The following is a 16,402-nucleotide window of genomic DNA, read 5'->3' on the forward strand; positions in this document are numbered from 1 at the left end:
GACCTCCGTGGGGTCCACAGCCTGACTATTCTAGGCGCTTGTGAAAAAAAGCGCAAGCGGATCGGCCGCCCCATTCCGAGGCCCGGATCGCTTGACGCCGCAAGGCCTTTTCGGACATTATCCGCCGGCCCGGTCGCCTGCCCGCTGGAGGCTGGCGGCCCCCCGCGTCCGGGGGGCGGGTCCGGCTTGATCGATTCCCGTGCCGGCGGAACCCAGCGTCGTCCTCCAGGGGGGGCCGGCCGTCCCCGGCCGACCGGCCACCAGTGCACCGGCGGTCGGGGCACCAAGGCGATGCCGGACGAGGGCTCCAAGGAGGGCCTACCCAAGGGTGACACAGGGACAGATGGTATCGGAGGATCGCGACGCGGCGCTTCTGAAGCGGGTGGCCGAGGTCGCAGAGACCTTGAGGCGGGAGGTCGAACAGCGGATCGTCGGACAACACGAGGTGGTGGAGGGGATCCTCACGGCGCTGCTGGCCAATGGCCACGCCCTTCTCGTGGGAGTGCCCGGACTGGCCAAGACCCTTCTTGTGCAGTCCGTGGCCGAGGTCCTCGACCTCGAGTTCAGCCGGATCCAGTTCACGCCTGACCTGATGCCCACCGACATCACCGGCACCGAGGTGATCGAGGAGGACCGCACCACGGGCAAGCGCGTCTTCCGGTTCGTGCGCGGCCCCATCTTCGCAAATGTGGTCCTGGCGGACGAGATCAACCGCACCCCGCCGAAGACGCAGGCCGCCCTCCTCCAGGCGATGCAGGAGCGTGCGGTGACGGCGGCGGGTCAAACCTACACCCTCGAGCCACCGTTCTTCGTTCTGGCCACACAGAACCCGATCGAGCAGGAGGGGACCTACCCCCTCCCCGAGGCCCAGCTTGATCGGTTCATGCTGGAGCTCTCCATCGGCTATCCCTCGCGGGCCGAGGAAGAGGAGATCGCGAGGCGGACCACCGGGGATGCCGTTTCACAGTTGCGCCCTGTGGTGGCCGCCGCCGAGCTGATCCAGCTCCAGCATCTGGTCCGCCGGATCCCCGCCCCGCCTTCCCTGGTCGCCTTCGCCGTGCGGCTGGCGCGGTCCACCCGTCCCGAGGATGAGCTCGCCCCGTCGTTGATCAAGAAATACGCGTCCTGGGGCGCAGGGCCACGAGCGTCGCAGTTCCTGGTTCTGGGTGCCAAGGCGCAGGCCGCAGCGCGCGGAAGCGCACTGCCCACCGTGGACGACGTACGGGCGGTGGCGCCGGCGGTCCTGGCGCACCGACTGGTTCTCAATTTCGAAGCGGAAGCGGACGATCGGACTACCCGTGACGTGGTCGCGGAGCTGGTACAGTCAAGCACGTCATGGACGTAGACCCAGGTCCCTGTAGCGACGACCCCTTCCCCCGGCGGCGCGGCATGGCCCGCCCGGCGGCTTGGCCCCGGCCATGACCACGGCCTGGCTCATCACCCTGGTCGTCCTTCTGCTCGCCTCGGCCCTCCTGTCCGCGGCGGAATCGGCGTGCGGCTCGGTGGCTACCTCCAATCTCCGGGCCATGCAGGAAGAGGGGTTCAGCGGTGCCGCCGAGCTGCTCCAGCTACGGGCGCAGGCCCCACGCTCCGCGACCAGCGTTCTGCTGCTCAACCTCCTCCTCGATACCGGCGCGGTGGGGCTGGTCGTGGTATGGGCCTCGGTACGCTGGGGAGCCGGTGGTGGCTTTCTCGCCTTGGCTCTCGCCGCCCTCGTCACCTTCCTGGGTGCGGAGGTGCTTCCCCGCATGCTCGGGGCACGGCGTCCGGTGCGGCTGGCACTCGTCAGCGCCCCCGTTCTCCTGGTGCTGGTGAGGACCCTGCGTCCGTTCATGGCACCGCTTTCGGGACTGGAGAGCTTCCTGGAACGACAGGACTCGCTGGACGGCTCGACCCGCGGTCAGCGCGAGCTTCGCGCCATCACCGCGCTCGGCCGCGAGGCGGGTGTGGTGGGCGAGGAGGAACACGATCTGGTCGAGCGGGCCTTCCGTCTCGACGAACGCACCGCCTGGGACGTCATGACGCCGCGGGTCGAGATCTTCGCCTGGAGTGATTCCCTCACCCTGGCCGAGATCGTGCCCGAGCTGGGGCAGGTGCCCTACTCCCGGGTCCCGGTCTACCACGAGACCATCGACGAGATCACGGGGATCATGTACGTCCGGGAGGCCTACCGAGCCTTCGCCGCCGGACGAGGTGACCTTCCCCTGGCCCGCCTGGCGCGGGAGCCGCTGTTCGTGCCGGGATCGCTCCCGCTCACCCAGCTGCTGCGCTACTTCCAGGGTCGACGGATCCACATGGGCATCGTCGCCGACGAATTCGGAGGCACCGACGGGCTGGTGACGATGGAGGACGTGCTCGAGGAGCTGGTCGGCGACATTCGTGACGAGACGGATCTGGAGGAACCGTCGGTGCATCGTGTGTCGCGATCCGAGGTCATCGCGGAGGGGGCGGCCGAGCTCCGCGAGATCAACTACGCGATCAACATCTCGCTTCCGCACCTCGAACACCGCTCCTTGAACGGTTGGGTGTTGGAGGAGCTCGGGCACGTGCCTCAGGCCGGTGAGGTGGTCGAACACACCGACGCGCTCGTCGAGGTCATGGAGGCCTCGGAAACCCAGGTTCTCAAGGCCCGAGTTCGCCGCCGGTCCCCCGTCCTTGGAGCCGAGGCGAGCTGACGGTGGCCTTGGTCGTGCCCTTCGCGGGGAAATCCCCCCGCATCGCCCCGGATGTATTCCTGGCCCCGACGGCCGTGGTGATCGGCGACGTCGTGATCGGACCGGGGTCCTCGGTCTGGTTCGGCGCCGTGCTGCGAGGCGACCACCCTCGCAATTCCATCGTGATCGGCGCCCGCGTAAGCGTGCAGGACAACTGCGTCGTGCACGTAGGGGATCCGGCTCCGACGTCCATCGACGACGACGTGACGATCGGGCACGGCGCTCGCCTGGAGAGCTGTTCGGTCGGCCGCGGCACGCTGGTGGGGATGAACGCGGTGCTCCTGCCGGGGGCGGTGGTCGGAGAGGCCTGCGTGGTGGGTGCGGGCTCCGTGGTGAAGGAGCAGGCCCATTTCGAAGACCGCAGCGTGATCGCGGGCGTTCCCGCCACCCTCAAGAAATCACTGCAGGGCTCATCGGCCACCTGGGTGGGCCGCTCCTCGAGCCACTACGTGGAGCTCTCACGGCAGTACCTGGCCCAGGGCTACGGAGCCGCTCCGGACGATGCCCTGCAGGTATGTGAGCGTTGCGGCTTTTCGATGTACGACCGGCACTGCAAGGTCGTCTGCCCCAACTGCGGCTACCTGAGGGACTGCTCGGACCCCTAGCGGACCGTATCCACAGAAACAGGGGCCCCCGCCATCGCGGTCAACCCATACCCAGGATGGAGACCGTATACCACTGCAGCAGCGGCTCCCCCCACACGTAGGTGACGGCCGCGCCCAAGGACAGGAAGATCCCGAAGGGGACCAACTTCTCCGTCTTGATCGCGATCGGCCCGAAGATCAGCGACCCGAGGAGCGATCCCAGGAACAGGGTGAGCAGCACGCCGCTGGTCCCCAGGAAAGCACCGATCATCGCCATCATCTTGATGTCGCCCCCTCCCATCGCGTCCTTCTTGAACGCGGCCTTCCCGAGAAGCGCCACCAGCCACAACAACCCGAATCCGACTGCAGCACCGATGAGCGCCCTCAGCGGCTCGATACCCGCCGGGAGAAAGGACAACGCGAGACCGAGTACGGTCCCGCCGACCGAGAACTCGTCGGGAATGATGTAGAAGCGGGCGTCCGTGAGCGCGATGCCCAGGAGAAGGGTCATGAGCACCGCTCCCCGAGCCGCCTCCGCCTGCGTACCGAGCGCGTAGAAGCTCCCGGCCCAGATGAGGCCCGTAGCCAGCTCGACGAGCGGGTACTGGACGGAAACCCGCGAACCGCACCGACGGCAGCGACCGCGCAGGATCACCCAGGAGACCACCGGGATGTTGTCGTACCACGCGATCTGCATGCCGCAGGCACCGCATCGCGACCGCGGCCGTACCACGGACTCGTCCTGGGGCCACCGGTAGGCGCACACATTCAGAAAGGAACCAAGCATCAAGCCGAGAATCCCGGCCAGCACCGGATCCGCCACCGGTCCGATCATCACACTCGTCCCCCGCGAGTAGCGTTGGGGCCGTGGCCCCGCAGCGCGTGCAACAACACGGACCCGGCCACCGCTGCGTTGAGGGACTCGACCCCCCCCGCCAACGGAATGGCCACGGTCCGGGCGCCCGGGGCTCGGACCTCGGAGCGGACGCCTGCGCCTTCGTTTCCGACCACGAGGGCGCGTGCTGCGCTGGTCTCGGGAACGTCCTCGACGGCGGCGCCACTCGCTTCCGCGATCAGCACCTGAACTCCGGAGGCGTCCGCCGCCTCCCGCCAACGCGCAACGGTACACTGGGCCACCGGGATGCCGAAGCAGGTGCCCGCGGCGGCCCGCACCGCCTTGGGGCTCCAGGGGTCCGCGGTCCCGTCCAGCGCCACCACACCGGTGGCCCCGAACGCGCGCGCCGATCGGATGAGCGTGCCCACGTTCCCCGGGTCCTGCACCTGGTCCAACACCAAGACCACGCCCGCTCCTCTCGTTAGGGTTGCCAGATCGACGCGCCCGGGCTCCGCAACCACCGCCAGCACGCCTTGGGGGCTCTCGGTGGCAGACACGGCGGCGAGATCCTCGTCCGCGACGTCCAGGACGCTGTCCGCAGAGGCCGCCAGGGAATGAGCAAGCGCCGCGCCACCCTCGAGGGTCTCCAAGCGGGGGGAGCACAGCGCGAGAGAAGGGCGGGCCCCGTCCAGGAGCGCCTGACGCACCGAACGGATGCCTTCGACCAGAACCTGCGCCTCCCGCTCGCGCTGCTTGCGCCGATGCAGGCGCTGGACACGGCGGCGGGTCGAATCCGCGAGCCCCCCAAGAGGTTTCTCGCGCCGGCCCTCCCTTCTACTCTTCATTCCCGTGAAACCCTATCGTCGCCCTATCGCGTGTACGGTTGCCGGCTCGGACTCTGGAGGGGGCGCCGGAATCCAGGCGGACCTGAAGACGTTCCACCAGTTCGGCGTCTTCGGGACCAGCGTCCTGACCGCGATCACGGCGCAGAATACGCTGGGTGTGCGCGCGGTGCATACGGTCCCCCTCGATGTGGTCACACTCCAGGTCGAGGCCCTGGCCACCGACCTTCCGCCGGCGGCGATCAAGAGCGGCATGCTGGGCTCGGCCGAGCTGGTCGACGCCGTAGCCGACGCCGTGGAACGCTGGAGCTGGCGCCCGTTGGTCGTCGATCCGGTCATGGTGGCAACGTCCGGCGATCGACTCCTCGCCGAGGGAGCCGAGCAGAGAATCCGGGAGCGCTTGCTCCCCCTTGCCACGCTGGTGACGCCCAATCGCGACGAGGCCATGCTGCTCACCGGTCAGGCGATCGATTCGCCCGAGGACGCCGAGCGAGCCGCCCGCACGCTGGTTGCCATGGGAGCGGCCGCCGCGCTCGTGAAGGGCGGACACGGTCCCGCCCCCAGCGAGACCCTGGTCGACGTACTGTTCGACGGCCAACGGATCCATCGCTTCGCGCACCGAAGGATCCCGACTCGGCACACGCACGGAACCGGGTGCACGCTGTCCGCCGCCGTCACGGCCGGGCTCGCCTGGGGACGGGCTTTGCCTGAGGCGACCGAGGCGGCCGTCGCGTTCGTAGCGCAGGCCATCGAGCGTGCGCCAGGCCTGGGTGCGGGATCGGGACCCGTCGATCACTTCACGCCTCCACCGGCGTGGGCGTCCCCGTTGGTGCGCTGACCGGTCGCGGAGCGGCCGATCGCAGCGCAGGGTGGTCCATCGAAGCGGACGGTCTCCGCCTCGGACCGATCACGAGAGCCCCGCCAGGACGTCCTCGATCAACTCCCCGAGGCGCTGGCCGGCCGCCTTGCCCACCTCGAGCACCTCATCGTGCTGGAGCGGCTGGCCCGAGAGCCCCGCAGCCGCATTGGTGATCATCGAGAAGCCGAGGCAACGCATGCCCGCCGCCCGGGCCGTGATGACCTCGGCCACTGTGGACATCCCCACCGCGTGCGCTCCCAGGCCCGCGGCCATGCGGATCTCGGCCGGGGTCTCGAAGCTCGGGCCCAGCAGGCCCAGGTAGACACCGCGCTGCAAACGCTCTCCCCGCGCCGAGGCTGCTCGCTCAGCCAGGCGCTGCAGGTCGCGATCATAGGGTGCGCTCATGTCGGGGAATCGCGTCTCGCCGGGCCGTACCGCTCCCAGCAGCGGGCTGTGTCCGGTGAGGTTGATGTGGTCGTCGATCAGCATCAGGTGGCCGGGCTGCAGCCTGCGATCGATGCCGCCCGCCGCGTTCGTGAAGATGCCGATGCCTGCGCCGAGAGCCCGCGCCACCCGCACCGGGGCCACGACCGTATCGACCGGGTGCCCCTCGTAGAGATGAAAGCGGCCCGCTTGCACCAGCACAGCACGGCCCGCCAGCCATCCGATGCGAAACTGGCCGGCGTGGCCCAGAACGCCTGCGGCCGGAAAGCCCGGCACCTGTGAGAAAGGCACCACGGCGGCGCGCTCTACGCGCTCCGCCACGTGGCTGAGCCCGGAGCCCAACACCAGATAGGCAACGGGCGCCGGCGGGAAGGCGTCCGGCGCGGCCCCGCGCAGCACCTCGGCGGCGCGGGCCACCTCGTCGGTCACAGCAGCAGTCCCGCCACGGTGGCGGTCATGAAGGCCGCCAGCGATCCGCCGATCATCGCCTTCAGTCCCAGGCGCGCCAGATCGGATTTCCGGGAAGGGGCGATGCCACCGATCCCACCGATCTGGATGGCGATGGAGGAGAAGTTCGCGAAGCCCGAGAGCGCGTAGATGGCGATCAATGCCGAGCGTGGCTCCATGGCGGCCTCGCGGCCCAGGAGATCCGCCAGCTGGAGGTACGCGACGAACTCGTTCAGCACCGTCTTCACGCCCATCAACCCCCCGACCGTCACGGCGTCCGACCAGGGAACTCCCATGATCCACGCGAGTGGGGCCAGCACGTAGCCGAGCAGCAGCTCGAGCGTGAGTCCCTGGAGTCCCAACCAACCTCCAGCCCACGCCAGCAGCCCGTTCAACATCGCCACGAGCGCCACGAACGCCAGCAGCATGGCGCCCACGTTGAGCGCCAGGAACAGCCCTTCGGACGCGCCCCGCGCGGCCGCCTCGATGACATTCACGTCCGGGCGCTCGACGGTGACTCCCAGCGCACCTGCCGTCTCCGGGTGGCCTTTCTCCGGAAGCATGAGCTTGGCCATGACCAGAGCCGCCGGCGCCGACATCACCGAAGCAGCCATCAGATGGCCGGCGATGTCGGGAAACGAAAACACCAACATGCCCACGTACGCCGCCAGCACGCCGCCCGCCACGGTGGCGAACCCGGCCGTCATCACCGCCATGAGCTCGGAATCGGTCATGCGCTCCACGAACGGCTTGATCAGGAGCGGAGCCTCGGTCTGGCCGACGAAGATGTTGCCCGCGGCCGAGAGGGTCTCCGCACCCGAGGTGCGCATCGTCTTCTGCATGACCCAAGCGAAGCCCTTCACCACCATCTGCATCACGCCGAGGTGATAGAGCACGGTCATAAGGGAGGAGAAGAAGATGATCGTGGGGAGGACGTTGAAGGCGAAGAACGCCCCCGCGCTCGCGACGCTGCCGCCGGTAGGCGTGAAGGGTCCGTTGCCGGGGTCCCCTTCACCGATGGGGATGGAGTTCAGGACCAGGTTGCCGAAGAGGAATCGCGCTCCCTGCTCCACATAGCCGAGCAGATCGAGCACCACGCCGTTCAGGACCTGGAAGATCTCCACGCCGAGGGGCGTCTTCAGGATGAAGAGCCCGAACAGCAGCTGCAGCGAGGTGCCCCAGATCACGATGCGCCAGGGCACCCCTCTCCGATCTGCGCTCAGCAGCCACGCCAGCGCCAGCAGCAGGCCCATGCCCAGCAGCGACCGGAGCCGATCGAGCGGGCGACCCTGGATCGGAGCGCTGCGCACGTCCTGGAGTCGTTGTTGGTCGGCGTTCTCCGCGGCCACCTCGATCGTCGCCGAGGAGGATTCGGCCCACACGGCTTCCAAGGCAGGCACCGACGCCTCGGCAGCGAGTCGGGACGGAAACAACAGTGCGGAGAGCGACAGCAGGGCGGACAGCGCCAGAAGCGCCAGACGCGAGGTCAAAGCCACCCTCCGTGTTTGATTTGATCGCGTGAGAGTACGATCCCCGATCGCTTGGCGGAGACCAACTGGGAATTGGCGAAAAGCCGCACGAGCAGGACCCCGGCAACGAATCCGCCGATGTGGGCCCAGAAGGCAACGCCTCCCCCCGTCACGTCCTGGGTGGCGGAGGAAAGCAGCTGTACCACGAACCAGTACCCCAACATGGCCCAGGCCGGGACGTTCAGGATCGTGATGAAGATGATGAGCGGCACCAGGGTCTTCACGCGCGCCCGCGGGTAGAGCACCAGATAGGCGCCCATGATCCCGCTGATCGCCCCCGAGGCGCCGACCGTCGGTATGGCCGAGCCAGGGTCCGAGATCACGTGCGCGGCAGCGGCCAGGAGACCGGTGAGGAGGTAGAACACCAGGTAGCGCAGGTGGCCCATGGAGTCCTCGATATTGTTCCCGAAGATCCAGAGGAACCACATGTTGCCGATCAGGTGCATCCAGCTCCCGTGCAGGAACATGGAGGTGACGAGCGCGCCGCGCGTCAGGCCGCCGGCCCGGCACGTCACTCCCTGGCCGAGCTGGATGAGCGCTCCTGGTTCGATCCACCCGAGGACCTCACCGGGGATGGCACCGTACGCACAGAGCGATCCCACAAGGGCCGCCTCGGATGCCCCGGCCCCCTGAAGCAGGATCCAGACGAGCACACACGCGGCGATGATCCCGATCGTGACGAACGGGGTGATCTCGGTGGGGTTGTCGTCGCGGAGTGGAAACACCGGCTACCCTGCCAGGAACCTCTGAACGAGTGGGGCAGCGCACCCGCGGCGACCGCGGGACGGGCACGGGACGCAGCCGCGCGCCCAGCGAGCCTCATGTTAGGAGGGCAGACCAGTGGCGGCCAGACCACTGCCCATTCGGCAGGCGCGGACCAAAGTGCGGCCATTCTGGCCGATAATCGGCGGTCCTAGCCCGGCATGTCGGTTGCTCCTTGGGCGGCGGATTCATTCGTCGCCGCCCCGGAGCGGGCGTGACGTCACCTGTTTCTCGACACGCGATCTGAGGAGAGCATGGGCAAGATCATCGGGATCGACCTCGGTACCACGAACTCGGTGGTGGCCGTGATGGAAGGCGGCGAGCCGGTCGTCATCCCCAACTCCGAAGGGGGCCGCACCACGCCTTCCGTGGTCGGTTTCACCAAGGACGGGGAGCGCCTGGTGGGCCAGGTCGCGCGCCGCCAGGCCATCACCAACCCCAGGAACACGGTCTTCTCGATCAAGCGTTTCATGGGCCGCAAGCGGTCCGAGGTGACCGAGGAGATGAAGCTGGTGCCCTACGACGTCACCGGCGACGCCCAGGACCGGGTGCAGGTCAAGATCCCGAACGCGGACAAGTCGTTCAATCCGCCCGAGATCTCCGCGATGATCCTGCAGAAGATGAAGCAGACCGCGGAGGACTACCTCGGTCATGAGGTGACCGAGGCCGTGATCACGGTGCCGGCCTACTTCAACGACGCCCAGCGCCAGGCCACCAAGGACGCCGGCCGCATCGCCGGCCTCGAGGTCAAGCGCATCATCAACGAGCCCACGGCGGCCGCGCTCGCCTACGGCCTCGACAAGAAGAAGGACGAGAAGATCGCCGTGTTCGACCTCGGCGGCGGCACCTACGACATCTCCATCCTCGAGCTGGGTGATGGCGTCTTCGAGGTGAAGGCCACGAACGGCGACACGCACCTGGGTGGCGACGACTTCGACCAGCGCGTCATCAATTGGCTGGTCGCCGAGTTCAAGCGGGACCAGGGCATCGATCTGTCCCAGGACGCGATGGCACTGCAGCGGCTGAAAGAGGCAGGCGAGAAGGCCAAGATGGAGCTCAGCTCCACGATGCAGACCGACATCAACCTGCCGTTCATCACCGCCACGCAGGAGGGGCCCAAGCACCTCAACTATACGCTGACGCGGGCCAAGTTCGAGCAGCTGGTGGACGATCTCATCCAGCGCACCATCCCGCCCATGGAGGCGGCGCTCAAGGACGCAGGCCTCTCCAAGGAGCAGGTCGACGAGGTCATCCTGGTCGGGGGCTCGACACGGATTCCGAAGATCCAGGAAGTGGTGAAGCAGTTCTTCGGCAAGGACCCGCACAAGGGTGTGAACCCGGACGAGGTGGTGGGCGTGGGCGCCGCCGTGCAGGGTGGTGTACTGGCCGGAGACGTGACCGACGTGCTCCTACTCGACGTGACGCCCCTTTCGCTCGGCATCGAGACGCTGGGCGGAGTGATGACCACCCTGATCGAACGCAACACCACGATTCCCACCAAGAAGGCCGAGGTCTTCTCGACGGCCGAAGACAGCCAGACCACGGTGGAGATCCATGTGTTGCAGGGTGAGCGGAAGATGGCGACGGACAACAAGACCATCGGCAAGTTCCAGCTCACCGGGATTCCGCCGGCACCGCGGGGCATGCCCCAGGTCGAGGTCACGTTCGACATCGACGCCAACGGAATCCTGCACGTGTCGGCCAAGGATCGGGCGACCGGCAAAGAGCAGAAGATCCGCATCGAAGCGTCCAGCGGCCTGTCGGACTCGGAGATCGAGCGCATGGTGAAGGACGCCGAGTCGCACGCGGACGAAGACGCCAAGCGCCGGGAGCAGGTGGAATCGAAGAACCAGCTCGACTCCCTGGTCTACCGGGTCGAGAAGGATCTGAACGAGTGGGGCGACAAGCTCTCCGCAGGGTCCAAGGACCGGGTCAATCAGGCCCTGGAGAGAGCCAAGCAGGCCCTGAAGGGCGACGATGCCGGAGCCATGAACTCGGCCCGCGACGAGCTCACCCAGGCCTTCAGCGCCGCCGGGGCCGAGATGTATCAGGCCCAGGCCGCCGAGGCCCAAGCCGAGGCCGCGGAGCCGCAGACGGAAGCGGAGGCCGCCCAGGCGGACGACGAGCAGGTGGTCGAGGCCGACTACGAGATCGTCGACGAAGGTAAGTAGGCCAGGCAACCAACGGGGGCGCCCCAGGCGTCCCAGGACCGACTCGGGGGGTCGGGAGACGACGCCGGAACACCGGACCGTCCCCCGCCCCCCCGGTGTACACACGCCAACGCAACCACGATCGCCGAAGAGGCATGACTCGAGAGGCCGCTCCGTCGCCGGGCCGGCCATCGTAGAAGGAGGAACCGATGTTCGACCCCCTCCGGGCGAAAACCAAGATCGTCATCTACACGTCTCTGGCGTTCCTCTTCGGATTGGGGCTCGCCTCCAGCCTGGACTGGACGGCCCCCTCGCACGCGGCGCCCGTCTTCGGCACCAGCAACGCTCAGGTGACGGAAGCGGAAGTAAGGCCCGCCCTGGACTTGAGTGACGCCTTTATCCGCGTGGCCGAGGAGGTCACGCCAGCGGTGGTGCGCATCGACGTTTCGAAGCCGGTGCGGGTGGCCCAGCAGCGCGTTCCCGAACAGTTTCGGCAGTTCTTCCGGGACCCGGAGCAAGGCGACGCGCCGGACCGCCAGTTCGGGGGAGGCAGCGGGTTCCTGATCTCCGCCGACGGCTACATCATGACCAACAATCACGTCGTGGCGGACGCCGACGAGATCAACGTGCGCTTCCTGGACGGACGTACCATGGAAGCGCGGCTTGTGGGCGCGGACCCCACGACGGACGTGGCGGTCATCAAGGTCGACGGCTCCGCCTATCCGCACCTCTCCTTCGGCAGCTCGGACGAGGTCCGGGTCGGGGAGTGGGTCCTCGCAGTCGGGAACCCCGGATTCGGTGCCGGCAGCACGCTCGACTACACGGTCACGGCCGGCATCGTATCGGCCAAGGGGCGTCCGCTGCAGCTGCTGCAGAACGAGCTCCAGGACGATCCGCGCTACAACCAGGGCGGCACGGGCAGCTGGGCCATCGAGGACTTCATCCAGACGGACGCCGTGATCAACCCGGGCAATTCGGGTGGGCCGATGGTCAACCTTCGCGGGCAAGTGGTGGGAATCAACTCGGCCATCGCCAGCCGCACCGGTTTCTATCAAGGCTACGGCTTCGCAGTCCCGATCGACCTGGCCCGCCGGGTGGGCGAGGACCTGATCGAGTACGGCGCGATTCGACGGCCGTGGATCGGGATCGCCATGACCTCGGTGGACCAGGTGGTCGCCGACGGGTTGGGGCTGCCCCGCGTATCCGGCGCCCGTATCACCGACGTGCGGGACGGCGGCCCCGCCGCGAAGGCGGGCCTCCGTCTCGAGGACGTGATCACCAAGCTGGACGGTACCGAGATCGCCCAGCCCGGTCAGCTCCAGAATCTGATCGCCCGGCACCGGCCCGGCGATGAGGTCGATATCGAGTACTACCGGAACGGGAAGGCGAATGCGGCCCGGCTCCGTCTGGGTGAGGCCCCCATCAACGATGCGCCGGCCCCCGAGGCCGTGGCCATGGAGGAGGCCTCCGACACCAAGATCGGGATCCGCGTCCAGGAGATGGACCGGGAGTTGGCCGATGAGCTCGGCTACGACGACGCCAATGGCGTGGTCATCACGGACGTGGAGCGCTACAGCGCCGCCTGGCGGCGCAACATCCCGATCGGGTGGCGTGTCCTGGAGATCAACGGCAAGTCGATCCGCTCGCAGGCGGACGTCCGGCGGGAGCTCAGCGCCGCCCAGCCTGGCGACGTGGTCAACCTGACCCTGCAGAATCCGGACGGGACGTCCCAGCGGCACTACGTCCGGGTCCCCAGCTGAGGCGGCCCCGGGCCGGCAGCCCGGGCTGGGAACGACAGCGCACGCGGCGCGTCCCTGGCAGGGGCGCGCCGCGTTCCGTTGAACCCCCTTCCCCGAGGGGATTATCTTTCCTCACCCCGCGAAAGTGGCGGAACTGGTAGACGCGCGAGACTTAGGATCTCGTGGCCCCGGCCGTGGGGGTTCGAGTCCCCCCTTTCGCATCGTTCCCCGATCCCTGAGCCACGGCCGAGACGCTTGAGCATGAGCCTCCAAGGCGCAGATCTTTCCATCGACGTCCAGGAGCTGGAAGCGTGGCGTCGCCGCCTCACCGTGACGGTGCCAGCCACCGCGGTGAGCGGCGAGCGGGCCCAGGCCCTGAAGCAGCTCTCCGGCCGGCTGCGGCTGCCTGGCTTCCGGAAAGGCCATATCCCCGCGGCCGTGGTCGAGAAGCGGTTTGGGGCCAGCGTCGAGCGTGAGGTCCTGGACCGGGTCATCCGGGCCGCCTACCAGGAGGCCATTCAGCGCCAGGATCTCCATCCCATCAGCGAGGGAGAGATCGACGATCTCGACTACGAGCCGGGCAAGGACCTGGCCTTTTCCATCTCCTTCGACATCCGTCCTACGGTCGAGGTGGGCCGCACCGGAGGGTTCGTCGTCGAGCGGCCCCGGGTCGAGGTGACGGATCAGGAGCTCGAGGCCGTCCTCGAGCGTCTCCGCCACCAGCATGGGACCTGGGCTCCGGCGGAAGGTCGCCCGGAGAGCAACGACCTGGTCCATGTCGAGGTGACCAACCTCGAGTCCGAGGAGGCGGAAGCCCAGCCGTATGAATTCGTGCTGGGTCAAGGGGAGGCCATCCCCGACGTCGAGGACGCGATTCGCACCCTGGAGCCGGGCGCCGAGGGTGACTTCGTCATCACCTTCCCGGACGACTTCCCGAACGAGGCCCGGCGCGGGCAGCAGGAACGCGTTCGCATCGCGCTCAAGGGGCGGAAGGCCCTGGAGTTGGCAGCCCTCGACGACGATTTCGCCCGGAGCGTGGGTGACTTCGACAGCCTGGAGACCCTTCGAGCCCGGATCCAGGAAGACCTGGAGAAAGAAGCGGCCGACCGTGCCGAGAATCAGCTTAGAGGGCAGTTGCTCCAGCAGCTGGTGGAGGCCAATCCGCTCGAGGTGCCCGGCTCCATGGTGGATCGCTATGTGGAGGGGGTGCTGGGCAACCTGCAAGGCGGCGACCCCGAGCGCTTGGCGGGCCTCCGCGACAGCGTGCGTCCGGAGGCCCAGCGGGCCGTGGCGCGGATGCTGATCCTTGAGCGGATCGCAGAAGTGGAAGAGCTTTCAGCAACCGAAGAGGACATCGACGCCCGGATCGAAGCCATCGCCGAGCGCAGTGGCACAAGCCCTGCTGAGGTATATGGCCGGCTGCAGAAGGCCGGGCGGATCGAGGCGCTCGAGCGAGAAATCACCGAAGAGAAGGTCTTCGAGTTCCTCAAGGGGCACTCGGAAATCGTGGACCCGGCCTGAGACAGACAATGGCGATCTATCCTCCGTACGTCATCGAGCGCACCAGCCGCGGCGAGCGCAGCTACGACATTTTCAGCCGCCTCCTCATGGACCGCATCGTGTTCCTGGGATCGGCGATCGATGACAATGTTGCCAACGTGATCATCGCACAGCTCCTCTTCCTCGACGCGGACGATCCGGAGCGCGACATCTACCTGTACATCAACTCGCCCGGTGGCAGCGTCTACGCGGGACTGGCGATCTACGACACCATGCAGCACCTGAGGGCGCCCGTCGCCACGTACTGCGTGGGCATGGCGGCGTCGATGGGCGCGGTGCTGGTGGCGGCCGGTTCGCCGGGCAAGCGTGCCGCCCTGCCGAACTCCCGAATCATGATCCACCAACCGTCCGGCGGATCGCAGGGCACCGCCGCCGACATCGAGATCGCCGCCCGGGAGATCCTGGAAGCGCGCAAGCGACTCAATGCCATCCTGGCCAAGCACACCGGTCAGACCATCGAGCGCATCGGTGACGACGTCGACCGCGACCGCTTCATGAGCCCCGACGAGGCCGTCGACTACGGACTCATCGACCGGGTGTTGACGGCCCGGGAGAACGGGACGAAGCCGGCCAGCACGCTGCTTATGGACGACGGTCCCTCGAGCGGGGCCTGAGGCCTTCAAGGACGACGGAGCGATGACGACCGACTCCCATCTGCGCTGCAGTTTCTGCGGGAAGTCCAAGGAGAGTGTCAAGAAGTTCATCTCCGGACCCAACGTCTACATCTGCAACGAGTGCATCTCCCTCTGCAACGAGATTCTCGCTGAGGAGGAAGAACGCGAAGCGCAGGAAGCCGTCGTCGCCAGCCCGACCCCGACGGAGATCAAGGATGTGCTCGACCAGTACGTCATCGGGCAGGATGCGGCGAAACGCGCGCTGTCGGTCGCGGTCTACAATCACTACAAGCGCATCAACCACCAGGGCGTGCTGGACGACGTCGAGATCGACAAGGCCAACATCCTCTTGATCGGACCGACGGGAGTCGGGAAGACGCTCCTGGCGCAGACCCTGGCGCGCATGCTCCAGGTGCCGTTCACCATCGCAGATGCAACGACGCTGACCGAGGCAGGATACGTGGGTGAGGATGTGGAGAACATCCTTGTCCGCCTCTTACAGGCCGCCGATTTCAACGTTCAGGACTGTGAACGCGGCATCGTCTACATCGACGAGATCGACAAGATCGCCCGCAAGTCGGAAAACCCCTCCATCACGCGGGACGTCTCGGGTGAAGGCGTCCAGCAGGCCCTGCTCAAGATCCTGGAAGGAACGGTGGCTTCGGTGCCGCCGCAGGGTGGCCGCAAGCATCCGCAGCAGGAATACATCCAGGTCGATACGCGCAACATCCTCTTCATCTGTGGTGGCGCCTTCGACGGCCTCGACGAGATCGTGGAGACCCGCATCGGGCGCCGCCGGGTCGGCTATGCGGACAACGAGAACGGCAAGGCACGCTCGATTGATCGCGCTGATCTCTTCGCCCACGTCGAGCCCGAGGACCTCACTCGCTACGGCTTGATCCCCGAGCTCGTTGGTCGGCTTCCCGTGGCCGTCCACCTCGATCCCCTGGACGAAGACGCCTTGGTGCGCATCCTCCAAGAGCCGAAGAATGCGCTGGTGAAGCAGTACACCAAGATGCTGGAGTTGGAAGGCATCGGCCTGACGTTCGATCCGATGGCGCTGCGGGCGATCGCCCGTCAGGCGCTGGAGCGCGGCACCGGGGCTCGCGGCCTGCGCTCGGTCATCGAGAATCTGATGCGCGATCTCATGTTCGACATTCCGTCCCGGGACGACGTGCGCGAGATCGTCATCACGCCCGAAAGCGTCGAGGGAGGCGTTCAGCCTCTCCTGGTGCTGCACCGCGAGAACCGGAAGCGCGAGGCCTGAGCCCCGCGCACCTCCGGGCCGTGCACCTCCCTTCTTTCGGCCAGCCCTCCGATTCT

General features: G+C 67.5%; 14 protein-coding genes and 1 tRNA gene. 10 read left to right on the forward strand and 5 right to left on the reverse strand.

Annotated features, from left to right (window positions below; all coding sequences use genetic code 11):
- The first annotated feature begins 343 nt into the window (after positions 1–343).
- The 3 genes from R3E10_16785 (at position 344) to R3E10_16795 (ending at position 3,319) form a co-directional block, all read left to right on the forward strand.
- Complete coding sequence (locus R3E10_16785) at positions 344–1,345, forward strand: MoxR family ATPase (GenBank protein ID MEZ4417413.1); 1,002 nt, start codon at positions 344–346, stop codon at positions 1,343–1,345.
- Between the two features lie 73 nt (positions 1,346–1,418).
- On the forward strand, positions 1,419–2,675 hold the full coding sequence (locus R3E10_16790) for a hemolysin family protein (protein MEZ4417414.1): 1,257 nt from the start codon (positions 1,419–1,421) through the stop codon (positions 2,673–2,675).
- Positions 2,676–2,677: 2 nt separating this feature from the next.
- Positions 2,678–3,319: a gamma carbonic anhydrase family protein gene (locus R3E10_16795; protein MEZ4417415.1), complete on the forward strand. Its 642-nt coding sequence runs from the start codon at positions 2,678–2,680 to the stop codon at positions 3,317–3,319.
- A 40-nt stretch (positions 3,320–3,359) separates the two neighbouring features.
- On the opposite strand, the gene R3E10_16800 is transcribed toward R3E10_16795, so the two are convergent.
- Both R3E10_16800 and R3E10_16805 read right to left on the reverse strand, forming a co-directional pair.
- Entirely contained in the window at positions 3,360–4,133 is a 774-nt protein-coding gene (locus R3E10_16800) for a prepilin peptidase (GenBank protein MEZ4417416.1), read from the reverse strand.
- The gene (locus R3E10_16805) at positions 4,133–4,978 is read right to left on the reverse strand and encodes an RNA methyltransferase (GenBank protein ID MEZ4417417.1); all 846 of its coding nucleotides are present in this window, start codon (positions 4,976–4,978) and stop codon (positions 4,133–4,135) included. The genes R3E10_16800 and R3E10_16805 overlap by 1 nt, the downstream gene beginning before the upstream one ends.
- A 4-nt stretch (positions 4,979–4,982) precedes the next feature.
- On the opposite strand from R3E10_16805, the gene thiD reads away from it, so the two are divergent.
- Complete coding sequence (thiD, locus tag R3E10_16810; protein ID MEZ4417418.1) at positions 4,983–5,813, forward strand: bifunctional hydroxymethylpyrimidine kinase/phosphomethylpyrimidine kinase; 831 nt, start codon at positions 4,983–4,985, stop codon at positions 5,811–5,813.
- A 69-nt stretch (positions 5,814–5,882) separates the two neighbouring features.
- On the opposite strand, the gene R3E10_16815 is transcribed toward thiD, so the two are convergent.
- From R3E10_16815 to R3E10_16825, 3 genes are read right to left on the reverse strand one after another with little or no spacing between them, the layout of a single operon-like run.
- On the reverse strand, positions 5,883–6,707 hold the full coding sequence (locus tag R3E10_16815) for a purine-nucleoside phosphorylase (protein MEZ4417419.1): 825 nt from the start codon (positions 6,705–6,707) through the stop codon (positions 5,883–5,885).
- Positions 6,704–8,215: a nucleoside transporter C-terminal domain-containing protein gene (locus tag R3E10_16820; GenBank protein ID MEZ4417420.1), complete on the reverse strand. Its 1,512-nt coding sequence runs from the start codon at positions 8,213–8,215 to the stop codon at positions 6,704–6,706. The genes R3E10_16815 and R3E10_16820 overlap by 4 nt, the downstream gene beginning before the upstream one ends.
- Positions 8,212–8,979 (reverse strand): rhomboid family intramembrane serine protease, encoded by a 768-nt coding sequence (locus R3E10_16825; GenBank protein ID MEZ4417421.1) that lies wholly within the window; start codon positions 8,977–8,979, stop codon positions 8,212–8,214. The genes R3E10_16820 and R3E10_16825 overlap by 4 nt, the downstream gene beginning before the upstream one ends.
- Before the next feature lie 291 nt (positions 8,980–9,270).
- On the opposite strand from R3E10_16825, the gene dnaK reads away from it, so the two are divergent.
- The 6 genes from dnaK (at position 9,271) to clpX (ending at position 16,346) form a co-directional block, all read left to right on the forward strand.
- On the forward strand, positions 9,271–11,187 hold the full coding sequence (gene dnaK / locus R3E10_16830) for a molecular chaperone DnaK (protein ID MEZ4417422.1): 1,917 nt from the start codon (positions 9,271–9,273) through the stop codon (positions 11,185–11,187).
- A 188-nt stretch (positions 11,188–11,375) separates the two neighbouring features.
- Positions 11,376–12,926 carry a trypsin-like peptidase domain-containing protein gene (locus tag R3E10_16835; protein ID MEZ4417423.1) on the forward strand — a complete coding sequence of 517 codons (1,551 nt, stop codon included), beginning with the start codon at positions 11,376–11,378 and terminating at the stop codon, positions 12,924–12,926.
- A gap of 118 nt (positions 12,927–13,044) precedes the next feature.
- Positions 13,045–13,126 (forward strand) — tRNA-Leu (locus R3E10_16840).
- Positions 13,127–13,166: 40 nt separating this feature from the next.
- Positions 13,167–14,426, forward strand: coding sequence for a trigger factor (gene tig / locus R3E10_16845; protein MEZ4417424.1), 1,260 nt, complete (start codon positions 13,167–13,169; stop codon positions 14,424–14,426).
- 8 nt (positions 14,427–14,434) lie between these two features.
- A complete protein-coding gene (locus R3E10_16850; GenBank protein MEZ4417425.1) occupies positions 14,435–15,079 on the forward strand; it encodes an ATP-dependent Clp protease proteolytic subunit in 645 nt (214 codons plus the stop codon).
- Positions 15,080–15,101: 22 nt separating this feature from the next.
- Positions 15,102–16,346, forward strand: a complete 1,245-nt coding sequence (gene clpX / locus R3E10_16855; GenBank protein MEZ4417426.1) for an ATP-dependent Clp protease ATP-binding subunit ClpX — start codon at positions 15,102–15,104, stop codon at positions 16,344–16,346.
- The last annotated feature ends 56 nt before the right edge of the window (positions 16,347–16,402 follow it).

This window comes from Gemmatimonadota bacterium, from assembly GCA_041390105.1.
Taxonomy (GTDB): Bacteria; Gemmatimonadota; Gemmatimonadetes; order Longimicrobiales; family Gaopeijiaceae; genus JAGQIF01.

Coding starts and splice junctions, on each gene's coding strand:
- R3E10_16800 (MEZ4417416.1), bottom strand. CDS start 4,133: ATGATCGGACCGGTGGCGGATCCGGTGCTGGCCGGGATTCTCGGCTTG.
- R3E10_16785 (MEZ4417413.1), top strand. CDS start 344: ATGGTATCGGAGGATCGCGACGCGGCGCTTCTGAAGCGGGTGGCCGAG.
- dnaK (MEZ4417422.1), top strand. CDS start 9,271: ATGGGCAAGATCATCGGGATCGACCTCGGTACCACGAACTCGGTGGTG.
- R3E10_16835 (MEZ4417423.1), top strand. CDS start 11,376: ATGTTCGACCCCCTCCGGGCGAAAACCAAGATCGTCATCTACACGTCT.
- R3E10_16790 (MEZ4417414.1), top strand. CDS start 1,419: ATGACCACGGCCTGGCTCATCACCCTGGTCGTCCTTCTGCTCGCCTCG.
- R3E10_16850 (MEZ4417425.1), top strand. CDS start 14,435: ATGGCGATCTATCCTCCGTACGTCATCGAGCGCACCAGCCGCGGCGAG.
- clpX (MEZ4417426.1), top strand. CDS start 15,102: ATGACGACCGACTCCCATCTGCGCTGCAGTTTCTGCGGGAAGTCCAAG.
- tig (MEZ4417424.1), top strand. CDS start 13,167: ATGAGCCTCCAAGGCGCAGATCTTTCCATCGACGTCCAGGAGCTGGAA.
- R3E10_16805 (MEZ4417417.1), bottom strand. CDS start 4,978: ATGAAGAGTAGAAGGGAGGGCCGGCGCGAGAAACCTCTTGGGGGGCTC.